Here is a 14,462-nt window from a genome sequence, read left to right on the forward strand (position 1 = left end):
CGGCGACAACCGTCGGGCCCCTGACCTGCGCGGTCTTCACCAGCTCCACTCATACGACTCGCCGCGGTCGTCGTGAGGCGCCGCAACATGTGAGTGCGCCTCGCGAGGCAAAATTCCGGTAGCTCGTCGCACTCTTGATGACGGTCTCTCATCTGTGAACATTTGTGAGAACGGTCCCAACTTCGCACGCGCGGTTGTAGGGCCGTTTCTGAAGCCTGACTGAGCGTCCGCACGTTGCCGACGCCCTGCTGGTCCCGGGAACGGGACCAGCAGGGCGGTTCGTTGCCGGTCAGTCCCGGCGGACCCCCTGGACTATCCGGTCGATGACGGCTGCGGCCCGCTCCGGGTCTTCCCGCAGCCACCTGCCGAGATGGTCCTGGACGGCCTGCCTGACACAGTCGTGCACTTCGGAGTTGCCCAGCACTCCGCGAGTGGAGCCCTGAAACTCGGGACGGTCCAGCTTCACCGACACAACCGCCGTCAGGCCCTCGCTGATCTGATCGGCGCCAAAGCCGGGGTGTGTAGCTGTCAGCAGCCCTTGCTCCCGCGCGTACGCGGTGACCGCGGCCGTCATCCCGTCGCGGAGGCCCACCACATGTGTGCCGTCGACGGTGGGCAGGTTGTTGGCGAAGCTCCGCACCCGCTCCTCATGGCAGCCACACCAGCGGAAGGCCACCTCCATCGCCCCTGCCATACGCGGCTCGTCTCGCTCGAAGGCGATGGTGTCCATGGAGGCGGACTCCACCGTACGACCGTCGAGGAAGTCGACGAAGTCCCGTGTCCCGCCCGGGAAGCGGAGCCGCACCGAACGGGACTCATCCGGGCGGCGCCGGTCGGTCAGCGAGATTTCCAGGCCCCGGTTCAGGAAGGCCAGTTCCCTGAAGCGCTCCTCCAGTCCGTCGAACGAGAACTCCGTGGCTTCGAAGATGTCGGTGTCGGGCCAGAAGGTAATGGTGGTCCCGCTTCCGGTCGCCGTCCCCGCCTCGGTGAGCGGGGTGGCGGCCACGCCTCGCGCGTACTCCTGGACCCATCGGACTCCCTCGCGCCGCACCTCGGCCGTCATCCGGCGCGACAGGGCATTGACGACAGCGGGCCCCACGCCGCAGAAGACGAGCGTTACATCGTGGCGGCCTCCAGCACCCGCCCCGGTCTGCATTCGGGTGAGCAGGGCTTCGAGCCCGGGACCGCCAGCGCCCTCCGATTCGTCGATGGGAACGCCCGGCCCGTCGTCGGCGACACACACGCCTCCGTCGGGCGTCAGAGTGATGTCGACGGAGGAGGCACGGCCAGCCAGAACCTCGCTCACCGCCCGGTCCGCGAGCTCGAACACCATCTGACGCAGGCCGTGTTCACGTGTCGAGCCGATGTACATCCCGGGCCGCTTCCGAACCGCTTCCCACCCCTCCAACACCTGGATGTGGCTGGCGTCGTACCTGGTGTCTTCCTTGCTCACCATGTCCCCTCCGGTAGTGTCCAGCAGAACCTTCCAGGCTAGGCGATTACCGGGAAAACACCAGGTCATAGACACTTCACTGATGCCGTGGGCGGGCGCGTGAGCGAATGTCCAGAGGCAGTCGACCAGAGGTCGCGAATCATGCCCCGGAGTGCGGCTGCGGCCCCAACGAGGGTGTGAACGGCACCCCTACCAGCGACCTCCGAGGCCCCAGTTTCGACTTCGGCGGGATCTTGTTCAGCCGCACCTGCCGGGCCGAAGCACCGATCTCGTCCACCTGCTCCGGCGACTGCGCGAGCGCGCCCCGCTTCCAGGGCGTGTCGATCGACCTGACGTCGATCCATCGCTGCAGTCGGAGCACCTGGCCACGGCACTTACTGATGTACGTGACGTCAATCTACTCAGGTCCTACAGCAGCATTCACGGTCCTCAGGACATGGGCATCACGATCCTGAAATCCGCCTGCCCCGACCTCAAGAACTGGGTGCACGATGCTGAGAACTGGCTGCCGGATCGTCAGAACCTCCTGGAATCAGTTGTTTTCGCAGGTCAAGACACATATCAAGGCCTCGCCCTCTCTAACAGGTAGGACAGGCCGTCCCGGACACAGCGCCACGGACACCTCGGGTGCTGAATGCAACCGTGCAAGGTGAGGGCCGGTACGTCGGGCAGGGCCTTCCCCGTCGTTCGTCATACCCATCGGTAAAAACCCTCTTGCGTCCCCCCGTCCTCAACCTGCGAAAGCGCGCCACAACGCGGCTGCAGTCAGCCGAGCACCCGTCACGTGTGCCACGATCAGTCCCACTGCCCTAAGCCACTCTGTTCACCACTGCCACTCAGCGCTCGCAGCCGCCCGATCACCTGTGGATCCCATCGGCGCATCGGAGGCCCTTAGGGGCCGAGGGTGCACCGACCAGTGGGCGCGAAGAGCGCGGGCCTGTGACCCTTCCCCACCCACCCTGACCACAAAGCCGTCGAGAAGTACCGTGAGCGGCTTGCCCTCGCACGGCGCAAGAGGCTCCGCGTCGCCTGAATGTACGCCGCTCCACTCCCTGCCGGGTGCAGCGCCGTATGCGTGCCGGTGTCGATGCCGACCCCGCCTGGGTGGACCAGAATCCACCGGTGCAGGGCCAGACAGTCTCAGGATGCCAGTGCTGCTCCGCGGAAGTTCGTGGAGGGGTGTCGGTAGGAAGGTCTGGACGCGTCGGATGTGTCAGGTGAAGGAGAAGCGCGCGGCGGCTTCGGCGGGCGTGGGTGCTTGGCATCGTCCGGGGACATCGTGGACGGTGGTTGCGCCCTCGGAGCGGAGCTGGTCGGCACCGGCGTTGCGGGTCATGATGGCGGCGTAGGCACGGACGTCCGCGGCGGTGAGGTCCGTGCGGCCTCGCTCGGTGTACTGCTGAAGGAGGTCGGTGACGTCCGGGTTGAATCGAAGCATGGTCACCGGGGCGTCGAAGCGCCTGGCGATGGCGATGAGTCGTGCGCGTGCCTGAGGCGTGACGTTCGTCGACTCGGCGACTGCTGTCTGGCCGTGGGCGAGCCTGGCGACGATCCTGCGGTCACGTTCCTCGAAGATCCGTGCATCCGCCGCGTCGGATTCCGCTCGTGCGGGTGAGGTGCCGAAAAGTTCCGCGCGGATCTCGTCGCTGGACACCACGGCTTCCGCGTCGATCTGCCGGCGCGCGATCAGTGCCTGGACGAAGCTGGTCTTGCCCGAGGCTGGTGGGCCGACGAGGACGACGAGTCCTGCCGGCACCCGGATGGCGGGCGCGAGAGTGTTGAGGTAGAGGTCGCCTGCGCAGTCGAGGGCTTCTTCCGGGGATCCGGCCGACAGTCCGCTGGGCAGGATGTTGTCCTGGTAGCTGTCGTTGCTGGCCGTATGGAGAGCGAAGCCCCAGGTATGCAGCACACCCGTGAAGCGCAGGCGGCACAGCGGCAGGCTCGTTTCGCCGGGCAACTCGGCTGCAACGTAGGCGAATCCTGTGCGGAAGCGGACCGTGATGGCGTCCACGTCGGGCCAGCGTGCGCGGGCGTGACGGTTCAGACGCTGGCGCAGGTGGTGCTGCATCGATTCCGGGGGGTTCTTCGGCACGGGCCCATCCTGCCGGGTGCGGCGGCGGTCCACCATGATCGTTGACCGTGGAGGCTGGGCGACGGGGCGGGGACAGCGGTGGCGGTGGCGATCGGTTCGCGGGTCCGCGAGCGGCTGTTCAACCTCCCCAAGGACTGGGCCCTCCCCAACGCCGGCCGCGGCCGCGGCCGCCCGGTACGGTGTCCACCGGCTGGGCCTGCGTCACCACCGGTGATCAGCTTTTCAACCCGGCCCTCTGTACCCCGGCTCAGCGCTCTGGCCCGGGGTACGGCCGTGTCTCCATCAGCAACGCCGCCCGGCCCGGCACTCTGTGCGCATGACCGGCCCCGGCCAAATACCGCGCGGCAGATCAGTCGGCGACGTGCACGGTCACGTACATGTCCCTGGGGGCACCGCCATGCTCGCCGGGGCCGCCGAGTTCGCGGATACGGAGCTTCCGGCCCTGCCCGATGCCCACGGGAATGCGGACCTTGTGGGTGTGTTGTTCGTGTATGACCCGGCCCTCCCCCTTGCAGGTGGTGCGGGCCCGTGCCAAACGAGCCGAGGCGAACCTGGTCTTCCAGGTCATCTCGAAGCGCTACGAGAAGGGCTCGATCATCCTGACCTCGAACAAGACCTTCAGCGAATGGGGCCAGGTCTTCGGCGACGAGGTCCTCGCCACCGCCATCCTCGACCGACTCCTCCACCACTGCGAAGTGATCTCCATCAACGGCCCCAGCTACCGCCTCAAGGCCATCGAACGGCACAACGACGTGGCCTGACCACCCGGCGGCCGATCACTGGATCAATTGCTGGTCACCCGCTGAAAGATCTCGGAGAACTCACCGTTCTCGATCAGTCCGGCGATCACGTCGGTCATGTTGTCGATGCCGGGATCCCTGACGATCAGGCCGTCCGAGACCCAGAAGTACCGGCCCCCGAGGGCCTCATCGGTCCCTGCCCAGAGTTTCATCAGACGCTCGACTTCCACGACGGTGAACACGGTCGCGGTCCAACGAGATCCGTCCCTCAGAGTCACGAAGACATCGACGTTGCAGACCTCGTCCAAGTCCTCTCCGTCGCTGGGCAGGAACGACGCCTGGAAGCCCTCCATGCGGACCCGATACCAGGGCTCGTCCCACCCTCGCTCGATCGGTTCAGACGATGTGCTGTGGCTCATCGCGCGAGTGTCCCCGGTTGGGGCATCGATCTCAACCGAGATCCTCTGCCGTGCTGCCGCTGCCCGCGGACAGAGCTGGGGACGTTCGTCCGTACGCAACTGGGGAGAAAAGTCCGTACGCCGACAGCAGATGACCGCCGGACTTACGAGCTTGCTCACCCCGGGCGACAACAGCAGGTGGTCGTCGGACCTCGGGCCGGCTCCGGGGAGGCTGTGTGCGTACTCATGCACCATAGCGACGCTGCCGGTCCGAATAACTGCGCAAGGCGCGCAGAAAGTCGATCTCCCGGAAGGCCGGCCAGTAGGCCTCGCAAAAGTACAGCTCCGAGTAGGCGCTCTGCCACAGGAGGAAGTTCGACATGCGCTGTTCTCCGCTGGTGCGGATGACGAGGTCCGGGTCAGGTTGTCCTGCCGTGTAGAGGTGGCGGGTGATGTCGTCCATCGTCAGGCGTGTTGCGAGGTCTTCGAGGGTGGTTCCGGCTGCTGCCTGTTCGTGTAGCAGTTCGCGCATGGCATCGATGACTTCCTGCCTTCCGCCGTAGCCGATGGCGAGGGTCACTCGCGATCCGGTGGTGCAGCTGCGGGTCGCCTCCACCGCTTCCTTGAGAGCGTGGGCTGTGGAGTCAGGCAGGGCGTCGAGGGTTCCTGCGAGGCGCACTTGCCAGCGGGCGTCAGGGCGAGCGAGATGGGTTGCCACCACCTGCTCGATCACCTGCATGAGAAAGGACACCTCGCTGTCGCCGCGGCGCTGCAGGTTCTCTGTGGAGCAGACGAAGACCGTCACGTGCTTGATGCCGGCCGTCTCGCACCAGGACAGCACGTTCTCCACGTGTTCGGCACCGTACCGATGGCCGATGCTCGGGTTGGCCATGCCCATCTGGCGGGCCCATCTGCGGTTTCCGTCCATGATCAGGCCGATGTGCTCGGGCAGCGGGCCCGCTGCGGTCTGCCGGCGCAGCCGACGGGCGTACAAGGCGTAGAAGAGATCGGCGGTGCGCATTGTGAGGCCTTTCGCGTGGTGCCCTGGGCAGAGATGGGGTCTTGACGCGCAGCAGAGGTCGCCTTGTTGCAAGTTCCCGGTCCGGAAGGGCCGGGGACTTGCGCAGCCGCAGTCGCCGGCGTCCGTCCTTCACCGCTACGGAATACTACGCGGCGCGTACTACGTGATGTGTAGCATCATGGGAATGCATCCCGGAGGCCGACCACAGCTGGAGAAGCCATGCGCACCAACGACGCCCAGATGCTTGTGCTGTGCGCACTGACCGATGGTCCGCTGCACGGGTATGCCATCAACGCGGCCATCGAGCAGGTCTCCGGGCATCGTCTGGGGCCTGGGAGCCTCTATGGAGCCTTGGCCCGCCTGGAGGCTAAGCAGCTGGTGAAACCCCTGGAGGGGAAGGGCCGTCAACGCCCGGTCTGTCTCACGCCCGCTGGGCGAGAGTTGCTAGAACGCGAGGCGCACTCCATGGCCCGCCTTTCCGGGCGCGTATTCGAGAGCGCGGTTCCTGATGAGCTCAGCTACCTCGACCGACTGGCCGCGACGGACCTGGCTCGTTCCTATAAGGGGGTCATGCTCGACGCATTGAATGCCCGGCCCGGTGAAACCGCACTCGATCTGGGTTGCGGACCGGGCACAGATCTCGGTGCCCTTGCCAAGGCGGTCACTCCGTCCGGGAGGGTGATCGGGATCGACTCCAGCCAGGAGATGGTCGAGCAAGCATGCGGGCGTACGGGAGATCTGCCCGCGGTCGAGGTACGGCTGGGCGATATCCATACGCTTCCCCTTGAGGACGGCAGCATCGACCGTGCCCGGACCGACCGCGTGCTCCAGCACGCTGCGGACCCGGCCCAGGTGCTTGCCGAGGCCCGGCGTGTACTGCGTCCAGGCGGCAGACTTGTCATGGGTGAACCCGACTGGGATTCGTTGACCATCGACTACCCCGACATCGAGGTCCCGCGTGCTTACACCCGCCACGTGACGGACAAGGTCGTACGCAACGGTGTCATCGGTCGTCAACTGGCCCGGCTCGCGTTGGATGCGGGGTTCGCGGTACCGACCGTTGTCCCGGTCACCTCGGTCTTTCGTGATGTTCTGGCTGCGGACCAGGTCCTTGGCCTTCAGCGCAACACCGAGCGCGCCGTGGCTGCGGGCTACCTATCCGATGAGGCATCGAAGGGGTGGCTCGACCATCTCGCCACGGGGCCTTTCTTCGCGACGGTGACGCTGTACGTCGTCGTTGCGGACGCCACCTTGTAGTTGTGGATGCCAGTCGGCCGCCTCCGCTGCGGACTGGCCATTCTCGCCCTGGCTTGGCCGCACTGACACGTCTCTGCCGGTGCTCGTAGACGGGAGCGGCAGCCACGGCCCCGCGAGGAACATCGCGGACCTGCGATGTTACGCAGCGCCAAGGCAAGCCCGCCCTCGTGCCGAAGGCCGCACAGCAGGATCCTCCGGCCGCGGGCAGCGCGTCCCGAGCAGCGTGCAGCAGCTGGCCGTGCTGCCTGGGCCGGGGCTGGCCTGCTACCCGTGCAGCACCCGTGTGCCGCCTGGCCCATGCAAATGCTGCGCTGCACCACGGACACCACACTGCTGCCCCCAGCAACCTGGTCGGCGTGCCCGGGCGGCGAGGACTGCGACGGAGCGCGGGACGTCGTCCATCGCGGTGCGCAGCCCGGCCGTCATGTGCCGGGCGTCGGCCGTGCTGAGCGGCGAGCGGGCCGCCGTGCTCCTGGTCCTCGGTGCGCTCGCCCGTGAGGCCATCGCTGGACTCGGACACCGACGAGGCGTTCTTCGCCCCCCTCGGGCCAAGCGCCGCTCCAAGAGCGTGATGGCGCGGGGAACCGGCGGCAGTTGAATACGAGAGCCCACCAGTATCAGACCCCGGCTCCGCGTCTGAGACGCTCCATCCGAGCAATCTGCTTGAGGAGGCACGATCCGTGGGTGACTGGCTGAGCTTGGTCTGGGGAGGCGTCGTGGGTGCCGGCGCGACGGCTGTCGCGCTCGACTATCGAAATTTCGGGCTGCGCGTGTATGACCTGATGGTCCAGCGCTCACCTGGTGGCGGGGTCGATCCAAGGTTCTCCCCGGACGTCATGCGAGGGATCTTCGGGGTCCTGGGTGTCGGCTGCCTTGCAGTAACCGGGGTCAGGGCATTCGGGATGTTCTGACCCGATGGTCACGGGCTCCTCGCCGGCCGCCGGACAGGGGCGAGATGTCGGGCCGGCCACCCGCTGGGTGACCAAGGCCGTGGCCGCCGGGGGAGGCCGTGCGCACCGTGTCTACTCGGTCGTGTGTGTGGGGTAGACCTCGACGTCGGTGTAGGCGCCCTTGATGTCTCCGGCGCCTTCGGGCCAGTTCAGGGTGACGGTGTGGGTCTCGTTGGGGGGCGTCACCAGGATGTTGGTCGGGGACGAGAGGCTGTTGCCGGTGTTGTCGATGTCGTAGGAGAGGTTGAAGACAGCGGCGTCGCCGGGCTTCAGGGTGGTGATACGCGGCTGGGCGTGGCCGCGTTCGATGGGGTTCGAGGTGTTGTCGGCGTCCTTGATGTCGACGCCCGCGAAGCCGGTTGCCGAGCAGGTGGTCGAACCCCGGTTGATCATGGTGATGTCGATCCTGCCGGACTCCTCGTCAGGTGCGGCGTCCATGGCGTCGATGGCGAGGTCCCGCGTCTTGCAGAACGTGACCTTGCCGCCGGTCTTCGTCACGGCGTTCGCGGCTGCCTCTGCCTTGGTGTCCTCACCGGAGCCCGTCTCCGCGGTGCCGGCCTCCGAGCCGCCGGAGCCGGCGCCGCCCTCCGCCTTCGAGCCGTCGTTCGAGGACGAGGAGGACGAGGCGCCCTTGGAGGACGAGTCCGTCCCGGAGCCGTCCCCGCTGCAGGCGGTGAGCGAGAGGGTGGCGGCGATACCGACGGCGGCGAGAGCGGTGATGCGGGTGTACTTCACGGTGATCCCCCAGGAATTACGCGGTGCGTGCGGTCGGAAGTATTTGTATCTCGCACCGAGTCACAGGCCGCCCCCCGCGACGTCTTCGTTCTGTCACAGGCACATCGGCCTCACGGTCCACCCTGCGCGGGCACGGCCGGCCCGGTCGGATCGACCCGTTCCAGGGCGGACACCAGAGCGGCCGGCACCCGCTGCAGAAGCCTTGATGCGCGCGCCACACTCCGCCAGCCGCGCCCCCAGATGCCCGTCTCCGTCGGCTCCCGCCCGTGCCGCTCGCCCACCAGATCGCGCTGCACGCGTTCCAGCTCGGCGCGCATTGCGGCGACGTCCTCGTGTTCCTGGCCGTCCTCGACATCCCCGGCGAGGGCGTTGGCGCGTGCTCCTGATCCTCAGGCGCCCCATGTGAAAGGCCCCACACCGCCTGATCGAAGAGGCTCCCCGACCAAGACTTGGCCGGGGAGTCCCGGTCGGCCGGGTTCGGGAGGCCGCGCCCGGCGGCCGGCACGGCTCCGGGCGGTCGGGTCAGGCCCGCGATGGGAGAGGGACGTTCCTGACACCGACCGGCGTCCTCGACAGCCGCCGGGGTGGAGGCCGGCTAGCTGCGGTCGTGCCCGCCGTGGTGACAGTGCCCGTTGCGCTTGATGACGGTGGGGTCGGTGGCGGTGTGAGTTGCGGTGTCGCCGCCTCCGGTGACGGTGGCGGTGTTGGTGGCCTTGTGGTGCGAGTCGCAGTCACAGGAGATCTTGACCTTGAGGGTGATGGCCGGGTAGCTGCCGCCTGCCACCAGGACATCGCTGCGAGTGCACGTGAGGGTGCTCCGGGTGCAGTTCCATCCGGCGCCGCTGATGCTGCGGGCGGCGAGTCCCGGCGGCAGGCTGTCGTGCACGGTGACCGTGCTGCCGTCGGTGACGCCCGGCCCGCTGTTGCCGACCGTGATGGCGTAGGTCCCCTGCTCGCCCTGGACGAACTTCCCGGTGTGGGTCTTGGCGATGGTCAAGGAGGGAGTGACCACCGTGTAGGAGATGATCACCTGACCGCTCTTGTTCGCCGTCCCGATCGCCGAGGCCGTGTAGCTCGTCCCGGTGCCCGTCGCGGTGGCGAGGCTGCTTCCTCCGCCGCCACCTCCACCACCCGCACGGCCGAGGCCGCTGGAGCCGGGGGTGGCGGCGCCGCCTCCGCCGCCTGCGTAGTACCCGCCGCCACCGCCGCCGCCGGCCCCGGCGGCCACGCAGTTGCCACCGGTGTTGTTGCCGCCGGTACCGCCGGTGCCCACCGTGGTGCCGGTGAAGCTGCCTCCCGGGTTGCCCGCGGCGGGCGTACAGCCTCCGGTGGGGGTGGCCGGCGTACCGCCGATGCCGCCGGTCATGGTGGTGGTGCTGCCGCCTTGCCCGCCGGATCCCGGCGAACCACCGCTGTCGAACGCTCCGGCGGTGCCGGCGGTGGCGTCCGGTGTGCCGCCGCTGCCCCCGTTGCCGCCCGCGATGGTGCCGGCGAACGGGGCGCCGCCGCCTGCACCACCGCCGCCGGCGACGACGAGGAGGCTGGAGCCGGTGCTGACGCTGGACGCCCCGCCTCCTCCGGGACCTCTGCGGAACTGCCCCGTGGGGTTGCTCGAAGTGCCGCCCGGCGCGCCGCCGTTGTAGCCACCGGTGCCGCTCCCGTTGCAACCCGCGCTGCCGGTGCCGCCGACGTTGACGGTGTAGGTCGTCGGGACGGTGGTCACCGGCAGCGTGGTGACGACGCGTGCTCCCGTCCCCCCGGACCCGGTGAAGCCGCAGGGAGTGCCGGTGTTGTCGGCACCGCCGGCACCGTCCGCGGTGATGGTGACGACCGCGTTCGCGGGGACGGTGAAGGTCTGCGGGGCCCCGGTGAAGCCGAAGGTGGACGACGGGTCGGTTCCTCGTACCGTTGCCGGGGTGGCCGGCCCGGCGGCGGCCGGTGCGGCGGTCGCGGGTGTCAGCGCGGTGCCGGCCAGTGCCGCGCACAGTCCCGCCACGGCTCCTGCCCGCCGCCACTGCTCACGAGCACCGATGACGGCGCGAGCTCTGCTTCGCTCTGTCTCCACTCCGGTGAGGGGGTGTTGTGGAGCCCGATGACTGGTCACTGATATCTCCCGACGTGCTGGCTCGGGGTGAGGCGGCCCTCCGCCGGTGGGGCAGGCCACTCCACCATTAATCACTCATTGTGATCATACGTGCACTTACGGTAACTTAGAAAAGGTCGGGCCTGACGACGTGTCATTCGGGTCCGGCGTCCCAACTGCGCTCGGACTCCACCGAACGGTTGACGCCAGGTCGGGGCAGCCCGGCTTCCCGCCATGGACAGCACCTGGACCGAGCGCCTCGTCAACGTCGTACACGTCGAAGCGACCTGCTGGGCCAGCTCCCAGCCGCCCGGCGCCGTCAGCGAGTTCCGCACCGAGCTGACCGGCCTCACCCAGTACGAGGTCGAGCAGGGGACCGGCACCAGCACCCCCGGCGCGGGCCCGGCGCAGTGCGGCGGCCTCGGCCGCCGCGGCTTGGTGGCGGCGCTGGGTGCGGGCCTGCTCGATCGGGGCCGGCTCATCGTCCGCAGCAACGTCGGACTCGGGGAACGCACGGCGGGACAGCTTGCGCATCGCCCTGGTCTGCCGCTCCATTGCCCGAGTGATTCCCGGGTCCAGCGGCTGTGCGGGAGTCACGGTCTGATGCGCGGCGAGCGCCTGGTGGAAGCCGGGCGATCCCATCTCGCGGGTCTTCACCGGTGCCTGCGGAGCGTCCGGCGCGGCGGCCGGGGCTTCCGGTGCGGTCCGGGACACTGCCGCCGGCGGCCGGGAGCTCCCAGGCCCGGTCGGCCATCAGCTCGGCGAGGACGGCGGCGAACCCGGAAGGCTCCCGCCCGTCCCGCTTCACGGTCGTCGGTCGGCGGCACCTGGATGCCGGCGTTGTCGAACGCCATGTCCAGGCGACCGAACTCCGTTACTGCGGCCCGCACTGCCGCTTCCGCCTGCTGTTCGTCGGTGACGTCGCAGACGACACCGATCGCCCGCCCGCCGCTGCCGGTGATCTCTTCGGCAGCCTCGTGGACGGCGTCGTGGTCGCGGTCGGCCAGGACCACGGCGGCGCCGGAGCCGGCGAAGGCGCGGGCGGCGGCCAGGCCCATGCCGGAGGCGGCGCCGGTGACCAGGGCCGCCTGTCCGGAGAAGTCGTAGGTGGGGTTCATGAGGGTTCTGCTGTCGAAATCAAAATGAGGTTCCGCGACCTGCCCGGGGGTTCGGGGCCCCGGGAGAGGGCGGCTGGAAGGGGGCGAGTGGGGGTCAGGGCTTCAGCAGGGTCTTGATGGCGCGGCGCTCGTCCATCGCCTTGAATCCCTCGGCGGCCCGATCGAGTGGGAGGGTGAGGTCGAAGACCTTGCCCGGGTCGATCGTGCGGTCCCAGATGAGCTGGATCAGCTCGGGCAGGAACCGGCGCACCGGGGCGGGACCGCCGTGCAGGTGCACCTCGGCGAAGAACAGCTCCTCGCCCGGGATCTCCACCCCGTGGGCCACACCCACGTATCCCACGTGTCCGCCGGGGCGGGTGGAGCGGATGGCCTGCATCATCGATTCCTGGGTGCCGACGGCCTCGATCACGCTGTGGGCGCCGTATCCGCCGGTGAGCTCCTTGATCCTGGCCACGCCCTCGTCGCCGCGCTCGGCGACGATGTCGGTCGCGCCGAACTCGCGGGCGAGCTTCTGCCGCGACGCGTGCCGCGACATCGCGATGATCCGTTCCGCGCCCAGATGCTTCGCGGCCAGGACGGCGAGCAGGCCCACGGCTCCGTCGCCGACCACGGCCACGGTCTTGCCAGGCCCGGCCTCGGCGGCCACGGCGCCGAACCAGCCCGTTCCCAGTACATCGGAGGCGGCCAGCAGGGAGGGGATCAGGTCGTCGTCCGGCATTCCGGGGGTGGCGACGAGAGTGCCGTCGGCCAGCGGCACCCGCAGGTACTCCGCCTGCGCCCCGCCCGCGCCGACGTACTCGGCATGGGCGCACCGCGACTGGTAGCCGGCCCGGCAGATCTCGCAGGTGTTGTCCGAGGCGAAGAACGAGCCGACGACGAAGTCACCGACCGCGGTGTTCTTCACGTGTTCGCCGATCTCGGTGACCACGCCGACGTATTCGTGGCCCATGGGCGTGTGGTCGACGGGCTCGACCCCGCGGTACGGCCACAGGTCGGATCCGCAGACGCAGGCCGCGGTCACCTTTACGATCGCGTCGGTGGGTTCGATGATCTTCGGGTTCTCTCGCTCCTCGACCCGTACGTCTCGGGCGGTGTGCATGACTACTCCACGCATGGTGGTTCTCCTTGTTCCGTGTTCCCGACGCCTCGGGTGTCTGTGTGTGATCAGGAAGTCATAATTTCCTGCGGAATAAGTGGAGATATTCCGGTATGGCGTTGTGGTGCCGTCCTGCGGTCTCGCAGCCGGTGCCCTAGCCGAGGGCGGGGCGGCTGCGACGCCCCTGGATGAGCGCGATGGTGATCGTGGGGATGAGTGCCAGAGCGGCCATGGCGGCACCGACCATGGCCGGCCCGGCGGCCTGGAAGGGCGAGTCGAGGGCCTGCCCGGCGATCCAGGAGCCGACCGCGGTACCGAGGTTGAATGCCGACACGGTCAGGGCCGAGCCCAAGGTGGGGGCCTTGCCCGCGAAGCGGACGCCGAGGGCGATCAGGACCGGAGTGCCGAGGAATCCGACCAGCCCGAGCAGGGCGACCAGCACCACCGTCGGGACGGCGAAGCCCGAGAGCAGACCGAGCGCCAGCAGGGCCACGGTGGTCGACGCCGCGGCGATGATGGTGGTCGCGTACGGGCGGACGTCGCCGGCGCGGCCGCCGACGAGGAAGCCCGCCAGAGCGCCGGCACCGAATCCGACGAGGACGAGCGGCACGAGACCCGGAGCGATTCCCGCCCGGTCGGTCAGCAGCGGCGCGATGTAGGTGTACGTACCGAGCACGCCGGCGCTTGTGGTGGCGCAGGCGGCAAGGACCAGCCAGAGCCGGCCCGAGCGCAGCGCGGAGAGTTCCGACCGGATCGACACCGTCTGTCCGCCGCGGGGCTCGTTCGGGACCGAGCGCGCGATCAGCGCCATCGCGGCCACGGCCAGGACGGCCAGTATCCAGAACGGTCCGCGCCAGCCCATCAGCTGTCCGGCGAACGCGCCGAGCGGCACTCCGACGACGTTGGCGAGCATGGCTCCGGAACCGACCACGCCCACGGCGCGCGAGCTCGCGGCCGGGCCGGCCGCCCTGGTGGCCACGACGTTCGCCACCGCCCAGAACGCCCCGGTCGCCAGCGCGGTCAGGAACCGGGCGGTGAGCAGCAGCCCGAAGCCGTCACCGACGGCGGCGATCACGTGTCCTGCGGCGAAGACGCCCAGGGCCAGCACCAGCGTCCACCGGGCGGGCAGCCGCAGCGTCAGCATCGACATCAGCGGCGCTCCGATGATCATCCCGACCGCGAACACGGTGATCGCCAGGCCGGCACGGGCCACGCCCACCTGCAGGTCGCCCGCGATCTCCGGCAACAGACCCGCCACGACGAACTCGGTCGTGCCCATCAGGAACGTCCCCAAGGCCAGTACGTAGACCACGACGGGAAGCCGGCGGGAGGCAGGTGGTCGTTCCTCAACGTGTTCGTCGACGGGGGCGTGGAGGGTCGCTCCTTGCATGGTGGGGCTCCAAGAGGTGTTCACTGCGGGTTGTCCATCCCAGAGAACCGGTATTCACGCAGGTCAGGAAGGTCGCAGTTATAGGGGGTACAAGCTCCACCTCCCTTCCCGGCGGAACACGCCTACCGT

Annotated in this window: 12 protein-coding genes and 2 pseudogenes; 3 read left to right on the plus strand and 11 right to left on the minus strand. The window is 68.8% G+C overall.

Annotation, left to right across the window (positions count from 1 at the left end; translation table 11 throughout):
• Positions 1-289 precede the first annotated feature (289 nt).
• The 4 genes from ACGF8B_RS36760 to ACGF8B_RS36775 all read right to left on the minus strand — a co-directional run bounded on the left by ACGF8B_RS36760 (position 290) and on the right by ACGF8B_RS36775 (position 4,002).
• A complete protein-coding gene (locus ACGF8B_RS36760) occupies positions 290-1,456 on the minus strand; it encodes an ATP-binding protein (RefSeq protein ID WP_392746735.1) in 1,167 nt (388 codons plus the stop codon).
• A 136-nt stretch (positions 1,457-1,592) separates the two neighbouring features.
• Positions 1,593-1,814 (minus strand): hypothetical protein, encoded by a 222-nt coding sequence (locus ACGF8B_RS36765; protein WP_392746736.1) that lies wholly within the window; start codon positions 1,812-1,814, stop codon positions 1,593-1,595.
• 852 nt (positions 1,815-2,666) lie between these two features.
• The gene (locus tag ACGF8B_RS36770) at positions 2,667-3,545 is read right to left on the minus strand and encodes an AAA family ATPase (RefSeq protein WP_392746738.1); all 879 of its coding nucleotides are present in this window, start codon (positions 3,543-3,545) and stop codon (positions 2,667-2,669) included.
• A gap of 349 nt (positions 3,546-3,894) precedes the next feature.
• Positions 3,895-4,002: a hypothetical protein gene (locus ACGF8B_RS36775; protein ID WP_392746739.1), complete on the minus strand. Its 108-nt coding sequence runs from the start codon at positions 4,000-4,002 to the stop codon at positions 3,895-3,897.
• 79 nt (positions 4,003-4,081) lie between these two features.
• On the opposite strand from ACGF8B_RS36775, the pseudogene ACGF8B_RS36780 reads away from it, so the two are divergent.
• Positions 4,082-4,306: pseudogene (locus ACGF8B_RS36780) on the plus strand (ATP-binding protein); the annotation flags it as partial.
• A gap of 23 nt (positions 4,307-4,329) precedes the next feature.
• Here ACGF8B_RS36780 and ACGF8B_RS36785 read toward each other — a convergent pair.
• Together ACGF8B_RS36785 and uppS are read right to left on the minus strand one after the other, a co-directional pair.
• The gene (locus ACGF8B_RS36785; RefSeq protein WP_392746741.1) at positions 4,330-4,704 is read right to left on the minus strand and encodes a hypothetical protein; all 375 of its coding nucleotides are present in this window, start codon (positions 4,702-4,704) and stop codon (positions 4,330-4,332) included.
• Between the two features lie 223 nt (positions 4,705-4,927).
• A complete protein-coding gene (uppS, locus tag ACGF8B_RS36790; protein WP_392746742.1) occupies positions 4,928-5,704 on the minus strand; it encodes a polyprenyl diphosphate synthase in 777 nt (258 codons plus the stop codon).
• A gap of 219 nt (positions 5,705-5,923) precedes the next feature.
• Here uppS and ACGF8B_RS36795 point away from each other — a divergent pair, with 219 nt between their 5' ends.
• Both ACGF8B_RS36795 and ACGF8B_RS36800 read left to right on the plus strand, forming a co-directional pair.
• On the plus strand, positions 5,924-6,961 hold the full coding sequence (locus ACGF8B_RS36795) for a methyltransferase domain-containing protein (RefSeq protein WP_392746744.1): 1,038 nt from the start codon (positions 5,924-5,926) through the stop codon (positions 6,959-6,961).
• A 680-nt stretch (positions 6,962-7,641) separates the two neighbouring features.
• Positions 7,642-7,872 carry a hypothetical protein gene (locus ACGF8B_RS36800; protein ID WP_392746745.1) on the plus strand — a complete coding sequence of 77 codons (231 nt, stop codon included), beginning with the start codon at positions 7,642-7,644 and terminating at the stop codon, positions 7,870-7,872.
• A 111-nt stretch (positions 7,873-7,983) separates the two neighbouring features.
• Here ACGF8B_RS36800 and ACGF8B_RS36805 read toward each other — a convergent pair whose 3' ends face one another.
• The 5 genes and pseudogenes from ACGF8B_RS36805 to ACGF8B_RS36825 all read right to left on the minus strand — a co-directional run bounded on the left by ACGF8B_RS36805 (position 7,984) and on the right by ACGF8B_RS36825 (position 14,333).
• On the minus strand, positions 7,984-8,646 hold the full coding sequence (locus ACGF8B_RS36805; RefSeq protein WP_392746746.1) for a DUF4232 domain-containing protein: 663 nt from the start codon (positions 8,644-8,646) through the stop codon (positions 7,984-7,986).
• 595 nt (positions 8,647-9,241) lie between these two features.
• Positions 9,242-10,711: a hypothetical protein gene (locus ACGF8B_RS36810; protein WP_392746748.1), complete on the minus strand. Its 1,470-nt coding sequence runs from the start codon at positions 10,709-10,711 to the stop codon at positions 9,242-9,244.
• A gap of 830 nt (positions 10,712-11,541) precedes the next feature.
• Positions 11,542-11,847 (minus strand): annotated as a pseudogene (locus ACGF8B_RS36815) (SDR family NAD(P)-dependent oxidoreductase); the annotation flags it as partial.
• Positions 11,848-11,941: 94 nt separating this feature from the next.
• Positions 11,942-12,961 carry a zinc-dependent alcohol dehydrogenase family protein gene (locus tag ACGF8B_RS36820; protein WP_392746749.1) on the minus strand — a complete coding sequence of 340 codons (1,020 nt, stop codon included), beginning with the start codon at positions 12,959-12,961 and terminating at the stop codon, positions 11,942-11,944.
• A 136-nt stretch (positions 12,962-13,097) separates the two neighbouring features.
• Complete coding sequence (locus ACGF8B_RS36825) at positions 13,098-14,333, minus strand: MFS transporter (RefSeq protein WP_392746750.1); 1,236 nt, start codon at positions 14,331-14,333, stop codon at positions 13,098-13,100.
• Positions 14,334-14,462 lie beyond the last annotated feature (129 nt).

The sequence above is a fragment of the Streptomyces sp. NPDC047917 genome (assembly GCF_043204345.1).
In the GTDB taxonomy this organism is placed as follows: Bacteria; Actinomycetota; Actinomycetes; order Streptomycetales; family Streptomycetaceae; genus Streptomyces; species Streptomyces sanglieri.

What these genes read in the sequence shown, in the direction of transcription:
- uppS (WP_392746742.1), bottom strand. Translation starts at nt 5,704, where the DNA reads ATGCGCACCGCCGATCTCTTCTACGCCTTGTACGCCCGTCGGCTGCGC.
- ACGF8B_RS36825 (WP_392746750.1), bottom strand. Translation starts at nt 14,333, where the DNA reads ATGCAAGGAGCGACCCTCCACGCCCCCGTCGACGAACACGTTGAGGAA.
- ACGF8B_RS36820 (WP_392746749.1), bottom strand. Translation starts at nt 12,961, where the DNA reads ATGCGTGGAGTAGTCATGCACACCGCCCGAGACGTACGGGTCGAGGAG.
- ACGF8B_RS36795 (WP_392746744.1), top strand. Translation starts at nt 5,924, where the DNA reads ATGCGCACCAACGACGCCCAGATGCTTGTGCTGTGCGCACTGACCGAT.
- ACGF8B_RS36785 (WP_392746741.1), bottom strand. Translation starts at nt 4,704, where the DNA reads ATGAGCCACAGCACATCGTCTGAACCGATCGAGCGAGGGTGGGACGAG.
- ACGF8B_RS36760 (WP_392746735.1), bottom strand. Translation starts at nt 1,456, where the DNA reads ATGGTGAGCAAGGAAGACACCAGGTACGACGCCAGCCACATCCAGGTG.